The following is a 24,885-nucleotide window of genomic DNA, read 5'->3' on the forward strand; positions in this document are numbered from 1 at the left end:
GCTGCGAAGGCCGATCTCGCGTGATGTGGCGCGATGATCGGGTATAATTTCGGGCTCGGCTTCATGCCGGGCCCGTTTTGTTTCGGGGCTTCGAGGGTGGTGGTTCTTGCTGCCGCTTGAAGCCTTGCATCAAATGCAGCCCGCGCCGGCCGTGTCTTTTCTCCCCGACCGCCCTTAGCTCAGTTGGATAGAGCAACGGCCTTCTAAGCCGTAGGTCACACGTTCGAATCGTGTAGGGCGGGCCAGTTTGATCCCTCGAAGACCTTCACCAGTCCGCCCCCGGTTACCCAACCCCCTCACTCCACCGTCACCGATTTCGCCAGATTCCTCGGCTTGTCGATATCCGCGCCACGCAAACACGCCGCGTGATACGCAAGCAGCTGCAACGGCACCACATGCAGGATCGGCGACAACAGCCCGTAGTAATCCGGCATCCGCAGTACCGACACGCCTTCGCTGTTGTCGATCCGCGTATCGGCATCGGCGAACACGTAAAGCTGCCCGCCGCGCGCCCGCACCTCCTGCATGTTCGACTTCAGCTTCTCGAGCAACGCGTCGTTCGGCGCGATCGTCGCGACGGGCATCGTGTGCGTCACGAGCGCGAGCGGCCCATGCTTCAACTCGCCCGCGGGATACGCCTCCGCGTGGATATACGAAATCTCCTTCAGCTTCAGCGCGCCTTCAAGCGCGATCGGGTAGTGCAGCCCGCGCCCGAGAAACAGCGCGTTTTCGTGCTGCGAGAACTCCGCCGCCCAGCGTTCGATCTGCGGTTCGAGCCCGAGCACATCCTCGAGCGCACCGGGCAGCCGCCGCAATTGCATCGTGTAGCGCGCGAGCTGCGCATCGTCGACGTAGCCGCGCAGCCGGCCGAGCGTGACGGCGAGAAGGAACAGCGCGACGAGCTGCGTCGTGAACGCCTTGGTCGACGCGACGCCGATTTCCGGGCCTGCCCGCGTCAGGAAGCGCAGGCCGGTCTGGCGCATCATCGCGCTGGTCGGCACGTTGCAGATCGCCAGCGTGTCGATATGGCCGAGCGCCTGCGCGTATTTGAGCGCGGCGAGCGTGTCGGCGGTCTCGCCCGATTGGGACACGCTGACCACCAGCGTGTTCGGCATCGCGAGCGCATCGCTGTAACGGTATTCGCTCGCGATCTCGACCTGCGCGGGGATGCGCGCGATCGTTTCGAGCCAGCGGCGCGCGGTCAGGCCGGAATAGTGACTCGTGCCGCACGCGAGAATCAGCACGTTGTCGATCTGCTCGAATGCCCGCGCGGCATCCGGGCCGAATACGGCTGGATCGAACAGCCCCGCATCCGGGATGGTCGCGGCCACGGCCTCCGGTTGCTCGAAAATCTCCTTCTGCATGAAGTGCCGGTACGGCCCGAGTTCGACCGCGGCCTGCGCGGAGGAAATGGTTTGCACCGCGCGCTCGACCGGTGCGCCGCCGCGATCGAGCACGCGTACGCCGCCCGGCGTCAACTCGACGACGTCGCCTTCCTCGAGAAAGATGAAGCGGTCGGTGATGCCGGCGAGCGCGAGCGCATCGGAGGCGAGAAAGCATTCGCCGTCCTTCACGCCGACGACGAGCGGTGAGCCGACCTTCGCGCCGATCAGCCGCTGCGGCTCGTGCTTGCTGAACACGGCGATCGCGTACGCGCCGTGAAGCTGCGATGTCGCCGCGCGCACGGCGGCGAGTAGATCGCCGCGGTACTGGCTGTGGATCAGGTGCGCGACGACCTCGGTGTCGGTCTGGCCGTCGAATTCGTAGTGTGCGTCGGAAAGTTGCTTGCGCAACGTTTCGTGGTTTTCGATGATGCCGTTATGCACGAGCGCGATTTCGTCGCGCGAGAAGATCGGATGCGCGTTGCAGGTTGCCGGTGCGCCGTGCGTCGCCCAGCGCGTGTGCGCGATGCCGGTACTGCCGGTCAGGCCGGCGGTGCGCACGTGCGCGTCGAGATCGGCGACACGCGACACACTGCGTTCGCGACGCGCCTGGCCGTCGACGACCGTCGCCACGCCGCATGAATCGTAGCCGCGATATTCGAGGCGACGCAAACCTTCAATCAGAATCGGGACGATGTCCCGTTGCGCGACCGCGCCGACGATGCCACACATGACACGTCTCCTTCCCTGGCGATTTTCTTGGGCCGCATGCACGCTGTGTCAGCGCGATGCAGTCTCCGTTGCCTCCGCCGTCGTGAAGCCGCATTGAGCGGGCGCGACGGGGTCGGCCATCCTGCTTTCGAATGCGAGATAAAGCGATTCCTCCAGTACGTTCCAGTGCGCACCGTGCCGGTACGGGCCTGATCGCGCATGCCAGCAGGCGACCGTACTCCAGTCGTTCATCTTGAATGCGACCAGCGCAATCAAGCCCCATGGATAATCGCTGCCGGCCAGTTGCAGCCAGGTCTTGCCATATTTCTGCATCCACTGCGCGTAAATCGCCGCGCTCGATTGGTCGGGGACCTTGATGCCCGACAGGAGCGGGAAGATCTGCGCGACCTTCGCCGGATAGAAGGTCGCGTCGCTGATGCGCTGCGTGCTCGCGCGAAAGCCGGATTGCGTGCCGCGCCAGAACACCTTCAGGATCGCGAACGAGAGCCGGTCGGCGCGCTGGCTCCACGGGCCCGCATGCGTGTAGTCGGCGTGCCGGACGTAGTACGCGGCGAGCGCCTGGAACGCGCTGTGCACCTCGACGTTGTCCATCAGCAGCGCGACATGCAGCGTCGACGAGATCTGATAGACGCCGGCGGGCTTGCTGAGCAGCGTGTCCAGATGCGCGCTCGCGCGGTTCAGGCTGAGTTCCCACGTGGCGGGCATGCCGTCGGGCGGCGCGAAGCGGGAGAGCAGTTCGATCCAGGTCGCCATCATCGCGTCGTCGGCGTCGGCTTCCGCGCACGCGCTGTACTGGCCGCTCTTCATGCAGTAGCGATCGAAGCCGCCGTCGGGGCGCTGGCGCGGCAGCAGCCACGCGATCCACGCCAGTGCGGCCTGGTGCGCGTCGAGCCCGGCGTCGTCGGCGGCGAGCAGCGCCTTCGCCGCAAAATAAGGATCGATGCCTGCGCCATTCAGACGCACGGTGATCGCTCCGTCGGGGCGCTGGTACAGGCCGTTGAGCTGGAGTTCGGCGGCGTTCGCGTGCAGTGCGAAGCCGGATACCGAGACACAGCAGGCAACGCACCACAGGCGGCATAGCCGGGCGGTGGCCGTCACGCGGGCGCGTGCGGCCGGGGAAAGCGCGGGCCGGTTCATGATTGGGGGGCTCCTGCGCGGTAGTCCTGCGCAATGCTCGCCGGGCGCGGCGTTGGCCGCGTCGCGCGCCGGCGAGTGTGTCGACGTTGCGGCTCAGTTCACCTTGCCGCTGGTGAACTTGAGGCTGGTGCCGCCGTTCGCGGTGACGAGCCAGTACGTCGCGTCGGTGATGACGACGATGCCGCTGCCTTGCGTGATCAACGGCAGTGCGTAGGCCTTCTTCGGCAACAGCCACGTCATGTTCGCCAGGCTCGTCGGGTGGCTGGCGGCGAACGCCCAGCTGCTGCCCGTGTCGGTGGCCGACCACGTGACGTTCAGGCGCGCACGATCGAAGATCGTGATGTCACTCATCGTGTACCACTTGAACTGACCGAGCAGCTTCAGCGTGTTGGCCTGCGAGAAGATCGCGCTCAATGTCGACGTATAGGACGATGCGCCGAGCGGGTGAGCGTAGATCAGCCTGCTGGTGCGGTTCGCGACGACGAAGTTCATCAGGGCTGCGTACCAGTTGTTCACGTCGCTCGTCGGTACCGCATACTGCTGGAACTCCTCGAACGTCGCGTACTTGCCGAACGGCATCACGGGGTAAGCCCACAGGCCCGGGTTCAGCAGCGCGCCGTTGCGGTATGCGCGGGTCGGTGCCGAGCCGGTGTGGCCGGTGAAGTAGTAGCCGTTGAAGCCGTTGCTTTCGAGCCAGTTGACCGACCACGTCGGCGTGTTGCCTTCCGGCGCCGCGTACTCGACGTCGGGTTGGCCCGTCGCTGCCTGAACGGCCTGATGGTTCATCACCAGGTACTGCGTGAACGTGCTCGCGTTCGTTTCGCTCGCGTTCGCCCCCCAGTAGTCGTGAATCCAGCCACCGTGGCTGCCGACGTGATGGCCCTTGCTCAGGAAATACTTCACGAGATTCAGCGCGGTGGGGTTGTTGGCGAGGTTGACACCGTCGCCGTCGCCGAAGGCCGCTTCATCGGGGCCGGCCGTGATCACGAGCGAGAACGGTCCGTTGTTCCACACGCCGAGGTTCTTCAGCTGGAGCGCCGGCTGGATCTGGTCGCCCGCGCAGAAGTGCCAGTTGAACACCAGCCCGGCCATCGCCTTCGGCAGCGGCGACAGCGACGGCAGGTTCAGCATCTGCGTGCCGAAATAATGCAGGTAGCCGTGGATCAGCATGCCATCGGTCTGGCCGTCGAGGTAGGCGAGCGGCAGGTTGACGAACAGCACGCCGCCGTTGCCGTACGTGTTGTAGCCGGACACCAGTCCGAACGTCGGCGAGGTCAGGATCGTCGTGCCGGTGTACGTACCCTGTGTGACGAAACTCGGATAGGTCAGGAAGCCGTACACGTAGCCCGAAATGCCCTCGAGCGTGTCGGTGGTCGTCGCCATGGTCGACGCGAGCGTGGTGGCTGCCTTGCCGGTCGTGGTGCTGACGAGCGAATTGGCGCTATACGTACCGGACTTCACGAGTTTGCCGTTGGCGACGCCGCTGAGCGTCGGAGCCGTCTGGTTCAATATGCCGCTGCCTGCCGGCGGCGTGTCGTACTGGAACCATGCGCCGTGGTTGTAGTTGGCGAGGCCGCCCGGGTTCGACGGGCTACCGGACAGGTAGAGCGCGGTACCGGTCGTCGGCTTCGACGAGTTGTTCGTCTTCGAGCCGCTGGTGGTTGCCGCGGCCATGACGCTGGCGGTCGTCGTGCTCGCCGCGGTCGTGGTCCACGTCATCGACTTGCCGGGAGGCACCTGGAGCGTGCGCAGCCAGCTGCTCATGCCGGTCACGTTGCCGAGGCCGATCATGTTGCCGCCCAATTGGTCATACAGTACGTAGTCCACACCGACCATGTTGCTGAAACGAGATTTCGGGCTCACGTAGAAGCCGGCCGAGTTCAGCACGCCGAAATCGTAGACGAGCATCACCTTGCCGCCGTTCAGCGCATAGTTCTGGATCGCGGTGACGAGCGTGTCGTCGGCCGTCGTATGCACCTGATCGGGCAGGATCAGGCCGGGGTACTGCGACAGCGACGCGCCGGCCGCCATGAACTGGCTGTCGGTCATCACCGTGATCTGCAGCCCTTCCTCTTGCGCGGTGTCGAGCCATGCGGACACGCGCGGATCGGGCAACGTCAGCGTATTCGGCACCAGCAGGATGAGCTGGTTGGTGGCCGCCTGAACGCCGCCCGGACTGAATGCGAACGCGAGCGCGAACAACGCGAACAGGATCCGCAAGAACTTGCCTGACTTTGCCAACATGGTGTACTCCTCGCTCAAGGAATGGGGCGCGCGGCAGCCGTGATGCGCGTGCCGCCAGGTCGACCAATCCTGCCCCGTAGGTGTGTGCGGCTGTCCGGTGCGTCGGACATCGAGCAGCACCTGTCGACGACAGCCGGACCAACGGGACACGTCGGTACACCATGCTGTCGTCATCGACGAGAGGACTCGATGCGACGCAATGAGTGAAGCGAACAACGTGCCATTTGCCCCGGAGGCCCGGTTCTTCTGGCTTCCTGCGGCGCCAGTCGAACGGCACGGCGGCAAACACGGTGGATTCGTTTCATCGCTGATACGGCGCGTTTGTGCGCGAAATCAGCAGACGGAATCGGAGCCGTTCGTCAGCGCACCGGGCCAGCTCGCGCAGTAGGTGTAGAGCGTGACCAGCAGGCCGATCAGCAGCGGTCCGCCGAGCAGGAAATAGCAGAACGGCAGGAACAGCAGCGAGCCGTTATGGATGATCGTCGCGTGCAGCAGCATCACGAACGGCAGCGCGACGATGAAGTAGCCGAGTACCAGCACCGACGCACAAGCCTTCTGAAGCAGTGAGAAATCGAGCGGGTAGTACAACGTCGCCATCACCAGCGGGATCATCGCGATCGCCGCGCCGTGCAGCACGAACATGTCGCGCAGATGCAGCAACGGGACATAGGGAAACGTGCCGGGCGCGAGCCAGAAGTACGCGCAAATCAGCAACTGGGTGAAGCTCGCGATACGTAACAGATATGCAACAGGCAGCCAGTTCCTGTGTCGCAAGAAGGACGCGGCGAAGCCGATCGCGCAGAGCGCCGCGGTGGCGCCCAGCAGCACGTCGCCCGGCATGCGCGCCGCGACGTCGATCGACAGCAGCGGCACGCGCGGCGCGTCGGGCGGATAACCGATCACGATCACGTGGAGCGCAGGATCGATCTGCTGCGCGCCCCAGACCATCACCGCGCGCCAGTAGCGCCAGGCCAGCGGCAGGCCGACCCACAGCAACGCATACAGCGCGGGCGTCAGCAGTACGATCGACAGCAGCCAGCGCTGCGGATACGCGTGGATTCGCAGCGAACGGTCGGCGGGAGGACGGACGGGATGCGTCTGCATGTCGCCCGCCCGCTTACCAGCGATAGAACACGCTCAGCTCGCCGCCGATCCGCGAGTAGTACGGGTTGTGGTAGTAGTCGAACTCGAGCTGCGTGCCCCACTTGCGCGTGAACCAGTAGCGCCATTTCGCGTCGATCTCGTGGCTGCGAAAATCGGCGATCTGCGAGCCGGAACCGGTGACCTGATAGGCCTCGCGGCCGAACCCGCCGCGCAGCACGATCACGCTCTTGCCGACTTCGCCGTAGGTGACGGCGCCGTAATAGGCGGGCGCCTTCACCGATCCGGGCGAATCGACCGTGTAGTTCGTGCCGGCCTCGAAGATCCATTTCGGCAGCGCGTACCAGATCACGCCGGCGTGATAGAGCTGATCGCGATGGCCACTGCGGTTCCATGCGTAACCGGCGCCCAGCGACACGACCAGCGAACGATCCGACAATAACTTGCGATTGATCGACAGGTCGACGCGTGCGCTCGGCAGGATCGTCCCTGACGTGGCGCCGGCGAAGCCGATACCGCCGAACCAGTCGGGGCCGATATCCTGCACGTAGGTCAGGGCGCCGAGCTGCGTGTTCTCGCCGAAGCGATGAAGCTGCGCGAGTTCGCCGAGCACGGTGCGCCCGCCGTCCTGATAGACGCCACGCAGATGCACGCCGTACCAGTCGCCGTAACCGTGCGTCAGGTGCGCGCTCGAATAGCCGAGCGACAGTTCGGTATGCGATTCTTTCGGCGCCTGGACATGTGTGACGATTGCGTCGGGTAGCGGCGGGCGGTTCGTATCGTCAGGCGTGAACTCGGCGAGCGGCACGCCGTCCGGCAGGCCGTCGGCGCTGACGCGCACGAACGTGGATTCGTCTCGCGGCCGCGGCGTGATGACGATCGGAGCGTCGGGCGACTGCACGGGCGGTGCGGCGGCGTCATCCGGCAGGGCGGCCAGTACCGGCGGCGTACCGAAGGCGACTCCGCACAGCACCGCCAGGGTGGCAACCGGCGCGCGCGGGCCGCGATGGCAGGGGCGATCGGACATGAGGGCGCTCCTTAACGGGATGCGTGGAACCAGCCGCTGCGCCACGCGACGAGGTCGCCGTGCACGCATGCGTGCCCGACTACCGAGACATCGCGCGCACACGCGCTGACAGGATGGCCGGCGACACCGATGCACGCACCGGTCAGTCGCAGCAGGCCGCCGGCCGACACGACGCCGTCGATGCAGCTCGCATTCGCGAGCAGTACTTCGTCGCGCGCGAACACGGCGCCGTGCAGTAACGCATGACGTTCGAGTTCGACGCGATGCGCCTTGACGCTGCCGCGCAGCACGCAGCCTTCGCCGAGCACGAGCGTGCCGTCGACGATGAGGTTGCCTTGCACGACCGTGTGCGCGGGCAGGCGAACATCGCAATGCAGCAGGTAGCGGCCGTGCAGGAAGCAATGCGGCAGCGTCGCGAAGTGGCGCGTGAGCGAGATCGCGCGGCGTGGCGCGGCTGGCGCGCCGGCGGGGCGTGCGCTCGGCGCGGCACCGAAGACGATCGGTTCGCCGTACAGGCACGCGAAGCCGCCGGCGCCGTGCAGGTGCACGGTGCCGCCGACCACGACGCCACGCAGCACCGCGCCGTCGATGTCGATCCGCGGCGCGTGTGCAAGTGCGCCGATCGTCGCGCCGGCATGAACGTCGATGCGTTCGCCGGCGAACGCGTACGCCGCGCGGGCGCCGCCGTCGAGCGTGATCGCGCGATCGGCATGGAGCACGTCGTCGCGATGCTCGTCGTGTGCGACGTGGATCGAGTCGGCGTGCTGCACGGTCAGCCCGAGTGCTTGCCAGGGCGGTGCGGCGCACGGATCGGCCGGCGTCTCGCCCGTCGCGTGTGCACGCAGTGCGTCGTGCCAGCGCGTGGCGAGCAACGCCTGATCGACGAACGGACCGTCGCCGATCGGCAGCGCCGCGACGTCGCTGCGACGAATCAGTTCATGCAGCATCGGCAGGAACGGCAGGCTCAACACACCGGCCACCGGCACCATCACATTGAAGGTCGTCATCGATCATCGCTCCGGTTTCAGTTGCCGGCGAAAACGCTCGGTCTTGTCCCATTTCAGTTCACGGCGGAATGCGGCGTCGAGCGTGAGCCCCCATAGCGCGGAGACGACGGCCGCGATCGTCACGCAGAAGCCGACGACGTTGACCGGCACGAGCCGCAACCGCGTCGCGCGGCCGTCGAGCCGGGCCGCGACGACGATCTCGAAGAACACGCCGAAGTTGCCGAAGGTGCTGAACGAAAACAGCGCGAACAGCGACACGATCAGGCCGAGCGCCGTCGAGTTGACGCCGTTGAACAGGTAGAGCGCGAGTGCGGCGCTCCATGCGACCGCGAGGAGCGCGGGCATCACGAACACGCCGAGCAGCAGCGCGCCGTCCAGCCTGCAGCGCCGCGAGATCAGCGGATTGCGCAGCACCGGAACCAGATAGCGGAGCAGCGTCTGGTTGTGGCCTTTCGCCCAGCGCGTCAATTGCCGGGCACGCACGGCCCAACGCTCGGGTACTTCCTCATAACATTCGGCGTGGTTCAGGTAGACCGTGCGCCAGTCGCTCAGCAGCAGGCGATAGGTCATGTCGGTGTCCTCGGCGAGTGTGTCGTCGCGCCACCCGCCCACCGCGTCGAGCGCGCCCTTGCGGATGCCGCCGACCGTGCCGCCGTACTGCGGCACCAGGTTGAGATTGTTGCGGGCTTGCTGGTTGACCTGGTAGCCGCCCGCGCGCTCGAGATCGAGCAGCCGCGCGAGCAGGTTGCTGTCGGCGTTCTGCGGCACGACGCGGCCCATCACCGCACCGACTTCCGGGTCGAAGAACGGCGCGACGAGTTCCTTCAGCAGCCCCGGGCGCGGCAGGTAGTCGGCGTCGAACACCACCATGATGTCGCCGCGGATGAAGTGCAGCGCATCCTTCAGCGCGGCCGCCTTGCCCGGCTTGCCCGACTCGCGGTGAAACGGCTGGATGAGGTCGGGCGCAAGTGCCTGGACCTCGTCGATCAGCGCGCGGGTGTTGTCGGTCGACCGGTCGTTGACGGGAATGATCGTCAGCCTGTCGCGCGGGTAGGTCGTCGCCAGCAGCGCCATCAGGCAATCGACGACGACGGCTTCTTCGTTGTGGGCGGCGACGAACACCGTGAGCCGCGGCCATTCGCCATGGGTAATCGTTCGGTAGGGCGCGCATTGCGGCTTGAACAGGCGGTCGATGCTGAACACGTAATGCCGTCCGGCGTAGACGCACGTCAACAGCGTGAACAGCCACAGGTATGCGACGCAGGGCATCAGCAGCAGATCGGGGTCGAATGTGATACCCGGTGCGCTGGCCGGCGGCGGTTCGAGCGACGCGTCCGCATGGGGTGACGCCGGCAAGGGGATCGCGAGCGGCGCGCTGTCGAGGGCCGTGCGCTCGACAGCGACCGCCACGTTAGCCGCAGGCATGGCGATGCGCGCCGGTTCGGCGATCGCCTGCGATGCGGTGTCGCGCACGCTCAGCGAGAAGGCAAGCACGATCAGCAGCAGCATGCCTTGCTCGCAGAGTGACGCCATCCGCGTTTTCTTCATGTCCTGGTCCCCGGTGTCCGCGACAACGACCGATGAGAGCTGAAGGCGCCCGTGGATCGCGCGGATGTGAATGAGACACGGCCGCACGTTCGTCGCGCAAGGGCGGATCTCGTTCGCCCCGGCGGACGCGTTGCGTCGCCTCCCGGCTTCGTTGCTTTGGCGTCCCCGTGTGTCCGCTGCTGCCGTGCGCGTGCTTCGGGACGCACCTGTCTGACATTAAGCAAGGCGTGAGCCATGGGACGCGATGCCCCGCGCAGCAAGGGACCGGGCGCGAGGTGTGCGTGCGGCCGGGGCGACGGCGGCGCGTTTTGATTCACTGACGAATCAGCGTATGCGCATGACATTCGACCCCAAGCACGCCGCGACGGCCCTCACGCACGTCACACGGCTGGCGGTTTGTCTAACGAGTCGCCGTCGCGTTGCCCGCCGCGACTTTGCGAGACGCGCGATCGCGCGTCGTTCTCCGCGTGCGTGGTGACCTGGATGCCGAAACGGCGATTGCCGTCGTCCGTGCTGAATAGACCGGACTCCGATGTATCTGGCCGCGCCGGATCTGCGTTACACATTCGCAACATTTCCCGCGCATCGATTCGTGCGACGCAAGCGCCGCCGCCTGTCCGGGAAATCGTGCGGACCTGACTGCGGCCGGCGGCCGCGTGCACGCAGTGCGCTGCACAGACAAAAGTGCCGAATCGAGACGACGCAACGCGCTTCGAAAGATGCGGACGGTTCGATGCGCGACCGGTGCCCGACATGCATTCGCGATTCATCGGACGACGTCGTCAGACGGATCGAGCGGTCGGCCGGCTGTTTATCGTTGTCGTGCCGATCCGTCAATGAGACGCCCCGTAGCAGTTGTGAAACATTCCGTAGCGCACCGCGTGTGTGCGATGCGAGACGTGCGAACCGGACCCGGCCGCAGGGCGGCTGGTTTGAATATTGCTGGTGTGGAAGCGACGTGACGTACGGACGTGACGCTCGACACAGCGAGGAACGACTCATGACGTGACTGATCAAGTGCAACGGGACGCCGGTAGTACGACGATTCGCGCGGCCGGGACCGCGTGGACAAGACGGCGCGCTCGCCCCGCGACACCGCCACGCGCTGACTGCGTGCGAGTACGGGATGCGTCGCCTGAATACATGCTTCGCACCACGTGCTGGATCATCCGCGCGAAGCGGCTCAACGAGGATAACGATGAAGAAGATCTTGCTTGTGTTCGGGACTCGGCCGGAGGCCATCAAGATGGCACCGTTGGTGCGTGCGCTGAAGGCGCAAGCGGGTGTCGACGCACGGGTGTGCGTGACCGCGCAGCATCGGGAAATGCTCGACCAGGTGCTGACGCTGTTCGACATCAAGCCCGACTACGATCTCAACCTGATGCGGCAAAGCCAGACGCTGACCGACGTGACGACGGGCATTCTTCAGGCGATCGGCATGGTCTTCGACGATCTGCATCCGGACGTCGTGCTGGTGCACGGCGACACGACGACCACGCTTGCGGTCAGCCTCGCGGCGTTCTACCGCTATCTGCCGGTCGGGCACGTGGAGGCCGGGCTGCGCAGTGGCGACATCTGGTCGCCGTGGCCGGAGGAACTGAATCGCCGCGTGACCGATGCGGTGTCGTCGTGGCATTTCGCGCCGACCGGGCAGGCGCGCGACAACCTGCTCAGCGAGGGCGTGCCGGGCAGCGCGGTCTCGCTGACCGGCAATACCGTGATCGATGCGTTGCACGAGGTCAAACGCATGCTGGACCGCACGTCGAAGCTGTCGGACCAGGTTGCCGCGTATTTCCCGTTTCTCGAACCGTCGCGGCGCGTCGTGCTGATCACCGGCCATCGCCGCGAGAGTTTCGGCGAACCGTTCCAGCATTTCTGCGAGGCGCTCCGTACGCTCGCGGGCCGCTATCGCGACGCGCAGTTCGTCTATCCGCTGCACATGAACCCGAACGTGCGCGAGCCGGCGCGTGCGCGGCTCGGCGGCGTGCCGAACATCTATCTGATCGAGCCGCAGGAATACCTGTCGTTCGTATTCCTGATGTCCCGCGCGCATTTCATCATCACCGATTCGGGCGGCATTCAGGAGGAAGGGCCGGCGCTCGGCAAGCCGGTGCTCGTCACGCGCGAGACGACCGAGCGGCCCGAAGCGATCCAGGCCGGCACCGCGCGGCTCGTCGGCACGGACCAGGAACGGATCGTATGGGAGGCATCGCGCCTGTTCGACAGCGAGAGCGCCTACGAGGAAATGTCGCATGCGAGCAATCCGTATGGAGACGGTCACGCAAGCGAGCGGATCGTTCACGCGCTGATGCGCACGCCGGGCGTGACGACGAAGACGACGAGCTTTTCGATGGGGGCCGCGGAGATGCCGTTCAATGCGCTCACGCTGGGGTTGCAGGCGTTGCGGTCGCCGTGAGGGGAGCACGCGATAGCGTCTTCCAGATCGTTCGCTGCCGTCGCATAAGGATCCGGTCCGGCCGCCAGGCCCGCCGGATCCTTGCATGTGTGCGACCCGCAACGCAGTTTTCCGCAGGGTTCAACACGCGGCAGTTCCTGGGCATGCCGGTGGTGCCTGTCGGATAGCGGAAGCGCTCGACGCGCACGAGGCGCTGCATCCGGCACGCCGGCGCAAAACCGTCGCACATCGGTTAAAGTCGGAGCTCGGCTCAATCCCCATACGAATCCGCCCGTCCGGGCCGAACGTCGCGCGCGGGTAACGGCGATCCGGCGCGCCGTTTCTGGCAGCCTCGACAGGTTCGTGTTGCCGGCGTGACGGTTTGGGTGGGGCAGAATCGGGACCCGCGGGCACCCGCCTTCGAGCGGAATCGTACGCGCGGCAGTCCTCGGCAGCCCGCAGCACCGGGAAACACATCGACCGCCGGTACTTCCGGCGAAGCAGTCCACCAGGCGGTGCCGGCTCGGCACCGTTCGAATCCCCACCCGGCACCCGTGGTGCGACGCGGGCGCCTCGACCAGGAGGTGAACGATGATCACGCTGACCGTCAACGGTAGCGAGCAGCACTTCGACGGCAATCCCGACATGCCGTTGCTCTGGTATCTGCGCGATGTCCTCGGCGATACCGGCACCAAGTTCGGCTGCGGCATGGCGCTGTGCGGCGCATGCACCGTGCACCTCGACGGCGTTGCGATCCGCTCGTGCATCACCCCGGTCGCGGCCGCTTCCGGCAAGCGCGTGACGACGATCGAGGGACTGTCGACGGACGTCGATCATCCGCTGCAGCAGGCCTGGCAGGAACTGAACGTCGCGCAGTGCGGCTACTGCCAGTCCGGGCAGATCATGCAGGCCGCATCGCTGCTGAAGACGAATCCCCATCCGACCGACGCCGACATCGACGATGCGATGTCCGGCAACATCTGCCGCTGCGGCACCTACACGCGCATTCGTGCGGCGATCCGCCTGGCTGTACGCCGCGGAGGTGCCGCATGAGCGCGCCCGAACTCTCCGTCCATAACGAAAGCCGTCGCGCGCTGCTGCTCGGCTTCGCGTCCGGCGGGCTGCTGCTCGCGTTCGGCGTGCCGTCGCTCGTTCACGCGGCCGTGCCGGTGCAGCCGCCCGTCAGCGCGAATCCTCAATTCGGCGGCGCCGGGATGCCGCACGGGTTGCGCGACGATCCGCACCTGTTCGTCGCGATCGCACCGGACGGCACGGTCACCGTGACCTGCATCCGTTCCGAGATGGGGCAGGGTGTGCGCACGAGCGTCGCGCTCGTGGTGGCGGACGAACTGGGCGCCGACTGGGCGCGCGTGAAGGTCGCGCAGGCCGTGGGCGACGAGCCGCGCTACGGCAACCAGAACACCGACGGATCGCGCAGCCTGCGCCAGAGCTTCGCCGCGCTGCGCCGCGCGGGCGCGGCCGCGCGCACGATGCTCGAGCAGGCGGCCGCCGCGGCGTGGGGCGTCGATGCGCGTCAGGTCAAGGCGACGGTGCACGAGGTCGTCGACACGAAGAGCGGGCGCAAGCTCGGCTTCGGCGAACTGGCCGCGAAGGCAGCTGCGCTGCCGACGCCGGATCCGGCCACGGTGGCGCTGAAGGCGCCGGCGGAATTCCGCTATATCGGCAAGGGCGAAACGGCGCTGATCGACGGGCGCGACATCGTCGGCGGCCGTGCACGCTACGGGATCGACACGCGGCTCGACGGGATGCTGTATGCGGTCGTCGCGCGACCGCCTGCCTACGGTGACACGGTCGCATCGTTCGATGCATCGGCGGCGGAGAAGCTGCCGGGTGTCGTCAAGGTCGTGCAGCTTGCGCCGACACCGCTGCCGTCCGGTTTCCAGCCGCTCGGCGGCGTGGCCGTCGTCGCGCGCGATACGTGGACGGCGATCCAGGCGCGCGCGCAACTGAAGATCGACTGGAAGCGCGGGCCCAACGCGAACTACGATTCCGCCGCGTATCGCGAGACGCTCGACGCGGCTGCCGCGCAACCGGGTGACGTGATCCGCAACGACGGTGACGCGGCGGCGGCGCTGGCCGGCGCCGCGAAGCGCGTGCGCGCGACGTACTACATCCCGCATCTCGCGCACGCGACGATGGAGCCGCCCGCGGCCGTTGCACGCGTGGCCGACGGCCGCTGCGACGTGTGGACCTGCACGCAGGCGCCGCAGACCACGCGCGACGAGGTCGCGAAGGCGCTCGGGTGGCCGACGGAACGCGTGACGGTCAACGTGACGCTGCTCGGCGGCGGTTTTGGGAGGAAGTCGAAGCCCGACTACGTGGTGGAGGCGGCGCTGCTGTCGAAGGCGGTCGGCGCACCCGTCAAGCTGACGTTCACGCGCGAGGACGACATCGCGCACGACTATTTCCACGCGGTGTCGCTCGAGGCATTCGACGGCGGCATCGATGCATCGGGGAAAGTGGTCGCGTGGCAGCATCGCACGGTCGCCCCGTCGATCCAGTCGACGTTCAGGGCCGGTGTCGTGCATGAGCAGCCGGGCGAGCTCGCGCAGGGCATCGCGGATCTGCCGTTCGCGATTCCGAACGTGCGGATCGAGAATCCGGCCGCGCAAGCGCACACGCGGATCGGCTGGTTCCGCTCGGTCTACAACATCCCGCATGCGTTCGGCATCCAGAGCTTCGTGTCGGAGCTGGCGCACGCGGCCGGTCGCGACCCGAAGGATTTCCTGCTCGACCTGATCGGGCCCGCGCGGCGTTTCGAGCCGCACATCACGGTGAAGAACGCGAACTACGGCGAGGATCCGGCGCTGTATCCGATCGACACCGGCCGGCTGCGGCGCGTGGTCGAGACGGTTGCGCGCGGCGCCGGCTGGGGGCGCAAGCTGCCGAAGGGGCACGGCCTGGGGATCGCCGCGCATCGCAGCTTCGTGTCATACACGGCGGCGGTGTGCGAGGTGCAAGTCGATGCCGACGGCAAGATCACGGTGCCGCGAGTCGACATCGCGATCGACTGCGGCCCGCAGGTCAATCCGGAGCGGGTACGCTCGCAACTCGAGGGCGCGGTGGTGATGGGGCTCGGCATCGCGCTGCACGGCGAGATCACGTTCAAGGACGGCCATCCGGAGCAGAGCAACTTCAACGGCTTCCAGGTGCTGCGGATGAACGAGGCGCCGCGCGAAATCCGCGTGCATCTCGTCGCGCCGGACGATTTCGCGACGCCGCTCGGCGGTGTGGGCGAGCCGGGCCTGCCGCCCGTCGCGCCGGCACTGACCAATGCGATCTTCGCGGCGACCGGCACGCGCATCCGCAGCCTGCCGGTTGCCGATCAGCTCGCGAAGCCGCACGCGGGCTGACGCACACCATTCCCCACGCCGGGCCGCATCGTGCGGCCCGGTGCACATCGACCCCTGAGCAAGGAGCGTGACGTGTCCTCTTCCGAAGTCAGCGTGAAGCAGTCGGTTTCCCCCACCGAATGGGACGCGCGAGTCAACCTGGCGGCGGCTTACCGCCTTACCGCGCTGTTCGGCTGGGACGACCTCGTGTTCACCCATATTTCCGCGCGCGTGCCCGGCCCGGAGCACCACTTCCTGATCAACCCGTACGGGATGATGTTCGACGAGATCACGGCATCGTCGCTGGTGAAGGTCGATCTCGACGGACGCAAGGTGTCCGAATCACCTTACGAGATCAACCCGGCCGGCTTCACCATTCACAGCGCGGTGCATGCGGCCCGCGGCGACGCGCTGTGCGTGATGCATACGCATTCGATCAACGGCGTCGCCGTGTCGGCGCAGGAAGGGGGCTTGCTGCCGCTGTCGCAGCAGTCGCTCGGCGTGCTGGCGTCGCTCGGGTATCACGACTACGAGGGCATTGCGCTCAACGAGGGCGAGAAGGCGCGCCTCGTGCACGACCTCGGCGCCAACACGAACCTGATGCTGCGCAACCACGGCCTGCTGACCGTCGGCGCGACGCCCGCAGACGCATTCGTCGCGATGTACTTCTTCGAAGCGGCCTGCATGATCCAGGTTCGCGCGCAGGCGGGCGGTTCGGCGTTGTTGCCGATCGGCCAGCCGATTCTCGACGGCATCAAGCAGCAGATCGCCGCGGTGACGCGCGGGATGGGCGCCGGGGTGCTCGTCTGGCCCGGCTTGCTGCGCCGGCTCGATCGGCGCAATCCCGGTTACGCGGACTAGCGGATCCATCGTTGTCGTTTTAGAACGACCGTGCTAAATTCCTGCCAGCACTTTCCGTCACGGAATCCTTCATTCGGCTGACGAAGCCGGCTCCGGGAGGCAGCACGATGAGCTTGTTGATGTCGCGACGCGATCTCGCGTTCCTGCTGTATGACTGGCTCGACGCGGAAGCGCTCGTCGCGCTGCCGCGTTACGCCGAGCACAGTCGCGAGACGTTCGACGCGGTGCTCGACACCAGCGAGCGGATTGCCGAAGACCTGTTCGCGCCGCACGCGGCGCGTGGCGATCGCGAGGAACCGCAGTTCGACGGCGAGCGCGTGACGCTGATCCCCGACGTCGAACCGGCCGTGCGCGCGTTCGCGGACGCCGGGCTGATCGCCGCGGGCCACGACGAAGCGCTCGGCGGCATGCGCTTGCCGAAGCTGGTCGAAGCCGCATCGTTCCTGTTCTTCCAGGCCGCGAACATCGCCACGTCCGCCTATCCGTTCCTGACCGCCGCCAACGCGAACCTGCTCGTCGCGCACGGCAGCCCCGCGCAGATCGACGCATTTGCGCGCCCGGCGCTGGAAGGGCGCTACCTCGGCACCATGTGCCTGTCCGAGCCGCAAGCCGGGTCGTCGCTGTCCGACATCGCGACGCGCGCGGATTTCGAAGGCGACTCGCCGCTCGGCCCGCGCTACCGGCTGACCGGCAACAAGATGTGGATCTCGGGTGGCGAACACGAGCTGACGGAGAACATCGTCCACCTCGTGCTCGCGAAGATTCCCGACGAACATGGCCGGCTGCTGCCCGGCACGCGCGGCATCTCGCTGTTCATCGTGCCCAAGTACCTGCCGGGCGCCGACGGCGCGGCCCTGGGCGAGCACAACGATGTGGTGCTTGCTGGGCTGAACCACAAGATGGGCTACCGCGGCACCACCAACTGCCTGCTGAACTTCGGCGAAGGCACCCGCTACCGCCCGGAAGGGCGCGCAGGCGCGATCGGCTATCTGGTCGGCCAGCCGAACCACGGCCTCGCCTACATGTTCCACATGATGAACGAGGCGCGCATCGGTGTCGGCGCGGGCGCGGTGGCGCTCGGCTACACGGGTTATCTGCACGCGCTCGACTATGCGCGCAACCGGCCGCAAGGGCGCTCGCTCGGGCCGGCGGGCAAGGATGCCGCCGCGCCGCAGGCGCCGATCGTCGACCATCCGGACGTGCGGCGCATGCTGCTCGCGCAGAAGGCCTATGTCGAAGGCGGTCTCGCGCTGATCCTGTATTGCGCGAAGCGGGTCGATGAAGCACGCGCGCACGACGATGCGGACGTGCGCGCTCAATCCACGCGCCTGCTCGACATCCTGACGCCGATCGCGAAAAGCTGGCCGTCGCAGTGGTGTCTCGCGGCGAACGACCTCGCGATCCAGGTGCACGGCGGCTATGGCTACACGCGCGATTACGCGGTCGAGCGGCTCTATCGCGACAATCGTCTCAACCCGATCCACGAAGGCACGCACGGGATCCAGGCACTCGACCTGCTGGGCCGCAAGGTCGCCCAGGACGATGGCGCGCTGCTGCACGCACTTGATGCGCAGATCGGCGCGACCGTCGAACGCGCGCGAGCGCTTGGTGCCGAGCCGCGCGAGCAGGCCGGTGCGCTGGCGCGGCGCTGGGCGCGGCTGGTCGACGTCACGCGGCAACTCGGCGCGATCGGCGATCCGCAGGTGCGGCTCGCGAACGCGAGCGTCTATCTGGAAGCGTTCGGCCATCTCGTCGTGGCGTGGCTGTGGCTCGACGTGACGCTCGCCGCGCACGGGCACGCCGACGATTTCCACGACGGCAAGCGTGCGGCGGCCCGCTATTTCTTCAACTGGGAACTGCCGAAAGTGGATGCGCAGCTCGATCTGCTCGCGCGCGTCGACACGACGACGCTCGACATGCGCGACGCGTGGTTCTGATCATGGCTTCACCGACATTCCGGAATGCAGACGATGTCGTGGATGCCGATTCCGTCGGCTACCGCGCATTCGCAGTGAACCGGCCGCGCGGGCGCGCCCCGCAGGATGACATGATGCGCGGCCACGCCGCTCAAGGAGAGAGACGAACATGAAAGCCCTGTTGTGTACCGCATTCGGCCCGATCGACAGCTTGCGCATCGAGGACGTGGCGATTCCCGAGCCGGCCGCGGGCCAGGTCCGGGTTCAGGTGAAGGCCGCGTCGCTCAATTTCCCCGACGCGCTGATCGTCCAGGGGTTGTACCAGGTGAAGCCGGCGCTGCCGTTTTCGCCGGGCGCCGAATTTGCCGGCGTGATCGACGCGGTGGGCGAGGGCGTGACCGCGTGGCAGCCGGGGGATGCGGTGGTCGCGTTCACCGGGCACGGCGGCTTTGCGCAGCAGTGCGTGGCCGACGTGCACCAGATTGCCGCGCTGCCGCCGGGCATGACATTCGAGCAGGGCGCGGCGCTCGTGCTCGCGTACGGCACGTCGCTGCACGCGTTGCAGCAGCGCGCGCGGCTGCAAGCAGGCGAGACGTTGCTCGTACTGGGCGCGGCGGGCGGCGTTGGCCTCGCCGCGATCGAGATCGCGAAGGCGCTCGGCGCGCGCGTGATCGCGGCGGCGTCGAGTGCGGACAAGCTGGCGCTGTGCCGTGAAGCGGGCGCCGACGAGACGATCGACTATGCGACCGAAGACCTGCGCCGCCGCGTCGACGAATTGACCGGCGGCCGCGGTGCGGACGTCGTCTACGATCCGGTGGGCGGTGCCTACAGCGAAGCGGCGTTGCGCGCGACCGCGTGGCGCGGCCGGTTCCTCGTGGTCGGCTTCGCGGCCGGCGAAATTCCGAAGCTCGCGCTGAACCTGGCGCTGCTCAAGGAGCGCGACATTCTGGGCGTGTTCTGGGGCGATGCGGTGCGCCACGATCCGAAGCAGCATGTCGCGAACATGCGCCTGCTGGCCGAATGGTTCGCGGCCGGCAAGGTACGACCCGCGATCACCGAGCGCGTGTCGCTGGCCGATGCGGCCGATGCGATCGCGCGGATGGCCAACCGGCAGGTGAAGGGCAAGGTGGTGATCCTGCCGGACGCGTGACCGGCTTTCCGCGCGCGGCGTGCCGCGTTCCGGCACACGCCGCGCGGCTGCGGTTCGGCGCGCGTGCGCGTTACGCGATCTGCTGCGGAAGGGCCGCGACCCGCTGCCCGAGCGCACGATGCTGATCGGCCGCGAAGTGAACGCCTTCGCGTGCGAACCGCGCCAGTACGCCGGCACGCGTCATCAGGCGTGTGCCGTGCGTGTTCGAATCGCCGTAGCAGAGCACGGTTTCTCCGCCAATCGTTCAGTCTTTCGGCAAGCGCAGCACGTCGAGCGCATGCTGCGAGAATTCGACCCAGAACCGCTCGTTCGCGATGCCGGCCTGCAGGACCAGATGCTGAAGGCGCTTCGTGCGGGAATCGGCGTCTTCCGAAAAATCGCGCGCCTCGATCTGCAGATACAGGTCGAGCTTCTCCTGGTGCAGCGCGATACGCCGCCTGATTTCATCCTCGAGGCCGGCCGGGCCGAGCACCGCTTCCGCACGCAGGCGCACCATCAGCGCCTCGCGCAACGGCGTCGGATCTTCCGGTTCGGCGATCCAGCGCCGTAACTCCTTCTTGCCGGCCGGCAGGATCCGGTATGCGCGCTTGCGGCCGCGCCCCGATTCGGCCGGCAGCGATTCGATCCATCCCGTTTCCTCGAGACGCCCCAGCTCGCGATAGATCTGCTGGTGCGTCGCCTGCCAGAAATAGCCGATCGAGCGATCGAAGCGGTCGGCGAGTTCGGAGCCGGAACCCGGGCGTTCGGCGAGGGCGGTGAGGAGTGCGTGGGGCAGGGACATGTCGGATCGGAGGAGGCCGCGGAATGAACCGCATCTTGCCATATCGGGGCCACAGTACAAGGTGACGGATGTGTTTATGCAACGGGTTGCATAAACGAGCATGGTGAACTACCATCTGTGCAACTTGTTGCATAAAAATGGAGACACCCCATGACATCGCGTTATCCGCATCTGACGACCCCGCTCGAGCTCGGCTTCACGTCGCTCAGGAACCGAGTGCTGATGGGGTCGATGCATGTCGGTCTCGAGGAAGCGCCGAACGGCTTCGAGCGGATGGCAGCGTTCTATGCGGAGCGTGCGCGCGGCGAGGCTGGCCTGATCGTCACGGGCGGCTTCGCGCCGAACGAGCGGGGCCGTCCGGCACCCGGGGGCGCGATGCTGACGACCGAGGCGGAAGCCGAGCGTCATCGTGTCGTGACGCGCGCGGTGCACGCGGAGGGCGGCAAGATCGCGCTGCAGATCCTGCATTTCGGGCGCTACGCGTATCACCCGGCGCTCGCCGCGCCGAGCGCGCTGAAGGCGCCGATCAACCCGTTCACGCCGCATGCGCTGACGAGCGATGAAGTCGACGAGACGATCGCCGATTTCGTCCGATGTGCGGCGCTCGCGCAGCATGCGGGTTATGACGGCGTCGAGATCATGGGATCGGAAGGCTATCTGATCAACGAGTTCATTGCTGCCCGCACGAACCATCGCGACGATGCGTGGGGCGGTGCCTACGAGAACCGCATCCGTTTCCCGGTCGAGATCGTGCGGCGCGTGCGCGAGCGGGTCGGGACGAACTTCATCATCATCTACCGGTTGTCGATGCTCGATCTCGTCGAAGGCGGCTCGACGCTCGATGAAGTGATCCGGCTCGCGCGGGCGATCGAAGCGGCCGGTGCGACGATCATCAATACGGGTATCGGCTGGCACGAGGCGCGCATTCCGACCATCGCGACGAAGGTGCCGCGCGCCGCTTACGCCTGGGTCACGCGGCAGTTGAGGGGCAAGGTCGGCATCCCGCTCGTCGCGACCAACCGGATCAATACGCCGGACGTCGCGGAGCAACTGCTGGCCGACGGCTATTGCGACATGGTGTCGATGGCGCGGCCGTTCCTCGCCGATGCCGAGTTCGTCCGCAAGGCGCGGGAAGGGCGCGCGGACGAAATCAACACGTGCATCGGCTGCAACCAGGCCTGCCTCGACCATACGTTCAGCGGCAGGATCACGTCGTGTCTCGTGAATCCGCGCGCGTGCCATGAAACCGAACTCGTGATTCGCCCGGCGCAGCAGCGCAAGCGGATCGCCGTCGTGGGCGCCGGCCCGGCGGGCCTCGGCTTCGCGGTCACGGCAGCCGAGCGCGGCCATGCGGTGACGCTGTACGAAGCCGGCGCCGAGATCGGCGGCCAGTTCAACATCGCGAAGAAGGTGCCCGGCAAGGAAGAATTCAACGAGACGCTGCGCTATTTCCGCCGGCAGATCGAACTGCGCGGCGTGACGCTCCACCTCAATACGCGCGCGACCGCCGAGCTGCTGCTGCAACACGAATTCGACGAAGTCGTGATCGCGACGGGCATCGTGCCGCGCACGCCGCCGATCGACGGTGTCGGGCATGCGAAGACGCTCGGCTATCTCGACGTGCTGCGCGACGGCAAGGCGGTGGGCCGCAATGTTGCGATCGTCGGCGCCGGCGGGATCGGCTTCGACGTCGCGGAATATCTCGTGCATCGCGCGGGCGCCGGGTACGTCGATGCGGACCGCTTCTTCGCCGAGTGGGGTGTCGACCCGTCGTATGCGAACGCAGGCGGCTTGCGTCATGCGCACCCCGAGCCGGCGGCACGGCAAATCCATCTGCTGCAGCGCAAGGCATCGAAGGTCGGCGACGGGCTCGGCAAGACCACCGGATGGATCCACCGCACGGCGCTGAAGGCGCGCGGTGTCGGGATGTCGTCGGCGGTGACGTACCGGCGTATCGACGACGAAGGATTCCACGTGACGATCGACGGCGTCGAGCAGACGCTGCCGGTGGACAACGTCGTGATCTGCGCGGGACAGGAGCCGCTGCGCGAACTGGCGGAGCAACTGAAGGCCGCCGGGCGCAAGGTCCATGTGATCGGCGGCGCGTACGAAGCGGCCGAGCTCGACGCGAAGCGCGCGATTCACCAGGGCACGACGCTGGCCGCGACCCTTTGAGATTTGAGACCGATTCGTTTCTTTTCCGCCCGACGATACAGGAGTCTTCGATGACGAACGCACCGCTGCATCTTCAACCCGCTGTCGCGCAATCGCTCGACAAGTGGCATGCGATGATCGAACGCAAGGATTTTGGCGCACTGGAGTCGATCGTCCATCCGGACGCCGTGTTCCGTTCGCCGATGGCGTTCAAGCCCTACGGTCCGGCGCCCGCGCTATTGCTGGCGCTGCGCACGGTGATCACGATCCTCCAGGATTTCACCTATTACCGGCAGTTCGTCACCGACGACGGCAAGAGCGTAGTGCTGGAATTCAGCGCGGCCGTCGGCGACAAGGCGCTGAAGGGGATCGACATGATCCGCTTCGACGACGAAGGGCGGATCGTCGAATTCGAGGTCATGATCCGGCCGTTCAATGCGCTGCAGGCGCTCGGCACGGAAATGGGCGCGCGGCTCGCGCAGCAGTTGCCGGCGTTCAAGATCGGCAGCTGAGCGGGGCGATTGCGGGTCGGCCGCCGGCCGCGTTCAGCGTGCGAGTTGTGCCCGCGCGAGCCGGCCCAGGCACCGGACGCCGTCCTCGATACGTTCGTTCCATACATGCCCGGCGCTCAGGCGCAGGCAATGGCGAAAGCGCCGGCTGGCGGAGAAGATGTCGCCCGGCGCGAAGCACACGCCCTGTTCGAGCGCGGCATCGAACAGCGCGCGTGAATCGAATCGCTTCGGCAGTTCGAGCCAGAGCACGAAACCGCCGGCTGGTCGGCTCACTTTCGTGTCGGCCGGAAAGCTGGCCTCGATCGTGCGCGTCATCCGCGCCAGGTTGTCCTCGAACACGCGCCGGATGCGGCGCAAATGCGCATCGTATGCACCGCTCGCGAGGAAGTCGGCCACCGCGACCTGCAGCAACACGGGGCCGCACAGGCTGAGCGCAAGCTTGCGTTCCATCACCTGCTGAGTGCGCGCACCCGCCGCGATCCAGCCGATCCGGTATCCCGGGGCGAGGCTCTTCGAGAACGAACTGCAGTAGATCGTATCGGCACCGCTGTCGAGCGCGCTGAACGGCCTCGGCCGGTCTCGCCCGAAGTGGATGTCGCCGTAGACGTCATCTTCGATCAGCGGCACGCGATGGCGTGCGAGCAGGGCAAGCAGCGCCCGTTTGTCGTCCTCGCTCATCGCGGAGCCGAGCGGATTGCCGAAGCTCGACGACAGCACGCAGGCGGCGATCGATTCCGCTTCGAGCCGCTGCGCGAGCATGCCGAGGTCGACGCCGCGCAGCGGGTCGGTCGGCAACTCCAGCGCCTTCAGTCCCAGTGCCTCCAGCGTATGAAGCAGGCCGAAGTAGGTCGGCGATTCCACCGCAATCGTATCGCCGCGTGTTGCCACGGCATTCAGCGCGAGCGTCAACGCTTCGGTGCAGCCGTTCGTGACGAGGATGTCGTCGGCGGACAGCGGATGCCCGAAGCGCATGGCCCGCCGCGCGATCTCGCGGCGCAGCGCCGGTTCGCCGTAGGGCGCGCAATAGACGTTGTAACGCGTGCCGTGCTGGCGTGCCGCGCGGGCGAGGGCCAGGTCGAGCCGCTTCGATTGCAGCAGCGCCGGATCGGGCACCGCGCATCCGAGCGGCACGAGCGCCGAGTTGGCCGCATGTTCGAGCATCGCGGCGACTGCGCCGCTGATCGACACCGTCGATGCTTTCGCGCGCGAGCGCGAGGCGCTCGGCAACGCAAGCGTGCCGCCACGCGCGGCCGCGACATAGAAGCCCGACTGCGGCCGTGAGATGAGCACGCCGCGATCTTCGAGCAGACGGTATGCCTGCAGCGCGGTGGACACGCTGATGCGCTGCTGTTCGCTGACGGCACGCACGGACGGCAGCCGGGTGCCCGGCGACAGCGTACCGTTCTCGATCATGCCGACGATGAGGTCGGCCAGCTGCCTGTAACGAAATGAAGTCTGCGTGTCCATGGGGTACCAGCGGCAGGGAAGTGTCCGATTATCGGCTGTTCGACGCGATCTCGCCACGCCTGATTGTATCGGTCCAATCGACGGAAAATTGTGGCTGTTATGGTTTTTGGGCGAGCGC

General features: G+C 66.9%; 18 protein-coding genes and 1 tRNA gene. 9 read left to right on the forward strand and 10 right to left on the reverse strand.

Annotated features, from left to right (window positions below):
* Positions 1-168: 168 nt before the first annotated feature.
* A tRNA-Arg gene (locus G3N96_RS08425) sits at positions 169-245 on the forward strand.
* Between the two features lie 51 nt (positions 246-296).
* Here the strand turns inward: G3N96_RS08425 and glmS are convergent.
* The 7 genes from glmS to G3N96_RS08460 form a co-directional block, all read right to left on the reverse strand.
* On the reverse strand, positions 297-2,114 hold the full coding sequence (gene glmS / locus G3N96_RS08430) for a glutamine--fructose-6-phosphate transaminase (isomerizing) (protein ID WP_206136912.1): 1,818 nt from the start codon (positions 2,112-2,114) through the stop codon (positions 297-299).
* A 48-nt stretch (positions 2,115-2,162) separates the two neighbouring features.
* The gene (locus G3N96_RS08435) at positions 2,163-3,251 is read right to left on the reverse strand and encodes a hypothetical protein (protein WP_206136913.1); all 1,089 of its coding nucleotides are present in this window, start codon (positions 3,249-3,251) and stop codon (positions 2,163-2,165) included.
* Between the two features lie 93 nt (positions 3,252-3,344).
* Positions 3,345-5,495 (reverse strand): polysaccharide deacetylase family protein, encoded by a 2,151-nt coding sequence (locus tag G3N96_RS08440; RefSeq protein WP_206136914.1) that lies wholly within the window; start codon positions 5,493-5,495, stop codon positions 3,345-3,347.
* 333 nt (positions 5,496-5,828) lie between these two features.
* A complete protein-coding gene (locus G3N96_RS08445) occupies positions 5,829-6,599 on the reverse strand; it encodes a hypothetical protein (protein WP_206136915.1) in 771 nt (256 codons plus the stop codon).
* A 13-nt stretch (positions 6,600-6,612) separates the two neighbouring features.
* The gene (locus G3N96_RS08450; protein ID WP_206136916.1) at positions 6,613-7,623 is read right to left on the reverse strand and encodes a YaiO family outer membrane beta-barrel protein; all 1,011 of its coding nucleotides are present in this window, start codon (positions 7,621-7,623) and stop codon (positions 6,613-6,615) included.
* Positions 7,624-7,634: 11 nt separating this feature from the next.
* Positions 7,635-8,630, reverse strand: coding sequence for a polymer-forming cytoskeletal protein (locus tag G3N96_RS08455; protein WP_206136917.1), 996 nt, complete (start codon positions 8,628-8,630; stop codon positions 7,635-7,637).
* 3 nt (positions 8,631-8,633) lie between these two features.
* Positions 8,634-10,178 (reverse strand): glycosyltransferase, encoded by a 1,545-nt coding sequence (locus G3N96_RS08460; RefSeq protein WP_124575834.1) that lies wholly within the window; start codon positions 10,176-10,178, stop codon positions 8,634-8,636.
* Between the two features lie 1,198 nt (positions 10,179-11,376).
* Here G3N96_RS08460 and wecB point away from each other — a divergent pair.
* From wecB to G3N96_RS08490, 6 genes are all read left to right on the forward strand, one after another.
* Complete coding sequence (wecB, locus tag G3N96_RS08465; RefSeq protein ID WP_124575833.1) at positions 11,377-12,594, forward strand: UDP-N-acetylglucosamine 2-epimerase (non-hydrolyzing); 1,218 nt, start codon at positions 11,377-11,379, stop codon at positions 12,592-12,594.
* A gap of 570 nt (positions 12,595-13,164) precedes the next feature.
* Entirely contained in the window at positions 13,165-13,626 is a 462-nt protein-coding gene (locus G3N96_RS08470; protein WP_175237329.1) for a (2Fe-2S)-binding protein, read from the forward strand.
* Complete coding sequence (locus G3N96_RS08475) at positions 13,623-15,947, forward strand: xanthine dehydrogenase family protein molybdopterin-binding subunit (RefSeq protein ID WP_206136918.1); 2,325 nt, start codon at positions 13,623-13,625, stop codon at positions 15,945-15,947. The genes G3N96_RS08470 and G3N96_RS08475 overlap by 4 nt, the downstream gene beginning before the upstream one ends.
* Before the next feature lie 72 nt (positions 15,948-16,019).
* Complete coding sequence (locus G3N96_RS08480) at positions 16,020-16,787, forward strand: class II aldolase/adducin family protein (protein WP_206136919.1); 768 nt, start codon at positions 16,020-16,022, stop codon at positions 16,785-16,787.
* Positions 16,788-16,894: 107 nt separating this feature from the next.
* On the forward strand, positions 16,895-18,724 hold the full coding sequence (locus tag G3N96_RS08485; RefSeq protein ID WP_206136920.1) for an acyl-CoA dehydrogenase: 1,830 nt from the start codon (positions 16,895-16,897) through the stop codon (positions 18,722-18,724).
* 148 nt (positions 18,725-18,872) lie between these two features.
* Complete coding sequence (locus G3N96_RS08490) at positions 18,873-19,853, forward strand: NADPH:quinone oxidoreductase family protein (protein WP_206136921.1); 981 nt, start codon at positions 18,873-18,875, stop codon at positions 19,851-19,853.
* Positions 19,854-19,923: 70 nt separating this feature from the next.
* On the opposite strand, the gene G3N96_RS39165 is transcribed toward G3N96_RS08490, so the two are convergent.
* Both G3N96_RS39165 and G3N96_RS08500 read right to left on the reverse strand, forming a co-directional pair.
* Positions 19,924-20,079: a hypothetical protein gene (locus G3N96_RS39165; RefSeq protein ID WP_241022550.1), complete on the reverse strand. Its 156-nt coding sequence runs from the start codon at positions 20,077-20,079 to the stop codon at positions 19,924-19,926.
* Between the two features lie 18 nt (positions 20,080-20,097).
* Positions 20,098-20,634, reverse strand: a complete 537-nt coding sequence (locus tag G3N96_RS08500; protein WP_206136922.1) for a PadR family transcriptional regulator — start codon at positions 20,632-20,634, stop codon at positions 20,098-20,100.
* A 150-nt stretch (positions 20,635-20,784) separates the two neighbouring features.
* Here G3N96_RS08500 and G3N96_RS08505 point away from each other — a divergent pair, with 150 nt between their 5' ends.
* Both G3N96_RS08505 and G3N96_RS08510 read left to right on the forward strand, forming a co-directional pair.
* Entirely contained in the window at positions 20,785-22,809 is a 2,025-nt protein-coding gene (locus G3N96_RS08505; protein WP_206136923.1) for an NADPH-dependent 2,4-dienoyl-CoA reductase, read from the forward strand.
* A 50-nt stretch (positions 22,810-22,859) separates the two neighbouring features.
* Positions 22,860-23,300, forward strand: a complete 441-nt coding sequence (locus G3N96_RS08510) for a nuclear transport factor 2 family protein (RefSeq protein ID WP_174934767.1) — start codon at positions 22,860-22,862, stop codon at positions 23,298-23,300.
* A 33-nt stretch (positions 23,301-23,333) separates the two neighbouring features.
* Here G3N96_RS08510 and G3N96_RS08515 read toward each other — a convergent pair whose 3' ends face one another.
* Positions 23,334-24,767 (reverse strand): PLP-dependent aminotransferase family protein, encoded by a 1,434-nt coding sequence (locus G3N96_RS08515; RefSeq protein ID WP_206136924.1) that lies wholly within the window; start codon positions 24,765-24,767, stop codon positions 23,334-23,336.
* Between the last annotated feature and the right edge of the window lie 118 nt (positions 24,768-24,885).

Source organism: Burkholderia sp. Se-20373 (assembly GCF_017104705.1).
Taxonomy (GTDB): Bacteria; Pseudomonadota; Gammaproteobacteria; order Burkholderiales; family Burkholderiaceae; genus Burkholderia.

Coding starts and splice junctions, on each gene's coding strand:
- glmS (WP_206136912.1), bottom strand. CDS start 2,114: ATGTGTGGCATCGTCGGCGCGGTCGCGCAACGGGACATCGTCCCGATT.
- G3N96_RS08435 (WP_206136913.1), bottom strand. CDS start 3,251: ATGAACCGGCCCGCGCTTTCCCCGGCCGCACGCGCCCGCGTGACGGCC.
- G3N96_RS08440 (WP_206136914.1), bottom strand. CDS start 5,495: ATGTTGGCAAAGTCAGGCAAGTTCTTGCGGATCCTGTTCGCGTTGTTC.
- G3N96_RS08445 (WP_206136915.1), bottom strand. CDS start 6,599: ATGCAGACGCATCCCGTCCGTCCTCCCGCCGACCGTTCGCTGCGAATC.
- G3N96_RS08450 (WP_206136916.1), bottom strand. CDS start 7,623: ATGTCCGATCGCCCCTGCCATCGCGGCCCGCGCGCGCCGGTTGCCACC.
- G3N96_RS08455 (WP_206136917.1), bottom strand. CDS start 8,630: ATGACGACCTTCAATGTGATGGTGCCGGTGGCCGGTGTGTTGAGCCTG.
- G3N96_RS08460 (WP_124575834.1), bottom strand. CDS start 10,178: ATGAAGAAAACGCGGATGGCGTCACTCTGCGAGCAAGGCATGCTGCTG.
- wecB (WP_124575833.1), top strand. CDS start 11,377: ATGAAGAAGATCTTGCTTGTGTTCGGGACTCGGCCGGAGGCCATCAAG.
- G3N96_RS08470 (WP_175237329.1), top strand. CDS start 13,165: ATGATCACGCTGACCGTCAACGGTAGCGAGCAGCACTTCGACGGCAAT.
- G3N96_RS08475 (WP_206136918.1), top strand. CDS start 13,623: ATGAGCGCGCCCGAACTCTCCGTCCATAACGAAAGCCGTCGCGCGCTG.
- G3N96_RS08485 (WP_206136920.1), top strand. CDS start 16,895: ATGAGCTTGTTGATGTCGCGACGCGATCTCGCGTTCCTGCTGTATGAC.
- G3N96_RS08490 (WP_206136921.1), top strand. CDS start 18,873: ATGAAAGCCCTGTTGTGTACCGCATTCGGCCCGATCGACAGCTTGCGC.
- G3N96_RS08500 (WP_206136922.1), bottom strand. CDS start 20,634: ATGTCCCTGCCCCACGCACTCCTCACCGCCCTCGCCGAACGCCCGGGT.
- G3N96_RS08505 (WP_206136923.1), top strand. CDS start 20,785: ATGACATCGCGTTATCCGCATCTGACGACCCCGCTCGAGCTCGGCTTC.
- G3N96_RS08510 (WP_174934767.1), top strand. CDS start 22,860: ATGACGAACGCACCGCTGCATCTTCAACCCGCTGTCGCGCAATCGCTC.
- G3N96_RS08515 (WP_206136924.1), bottom strand. CDS start 24,767: ATGGACACGCAGACTTCATTTCGTTACAGGCAGCTGGCCGACCTCATC.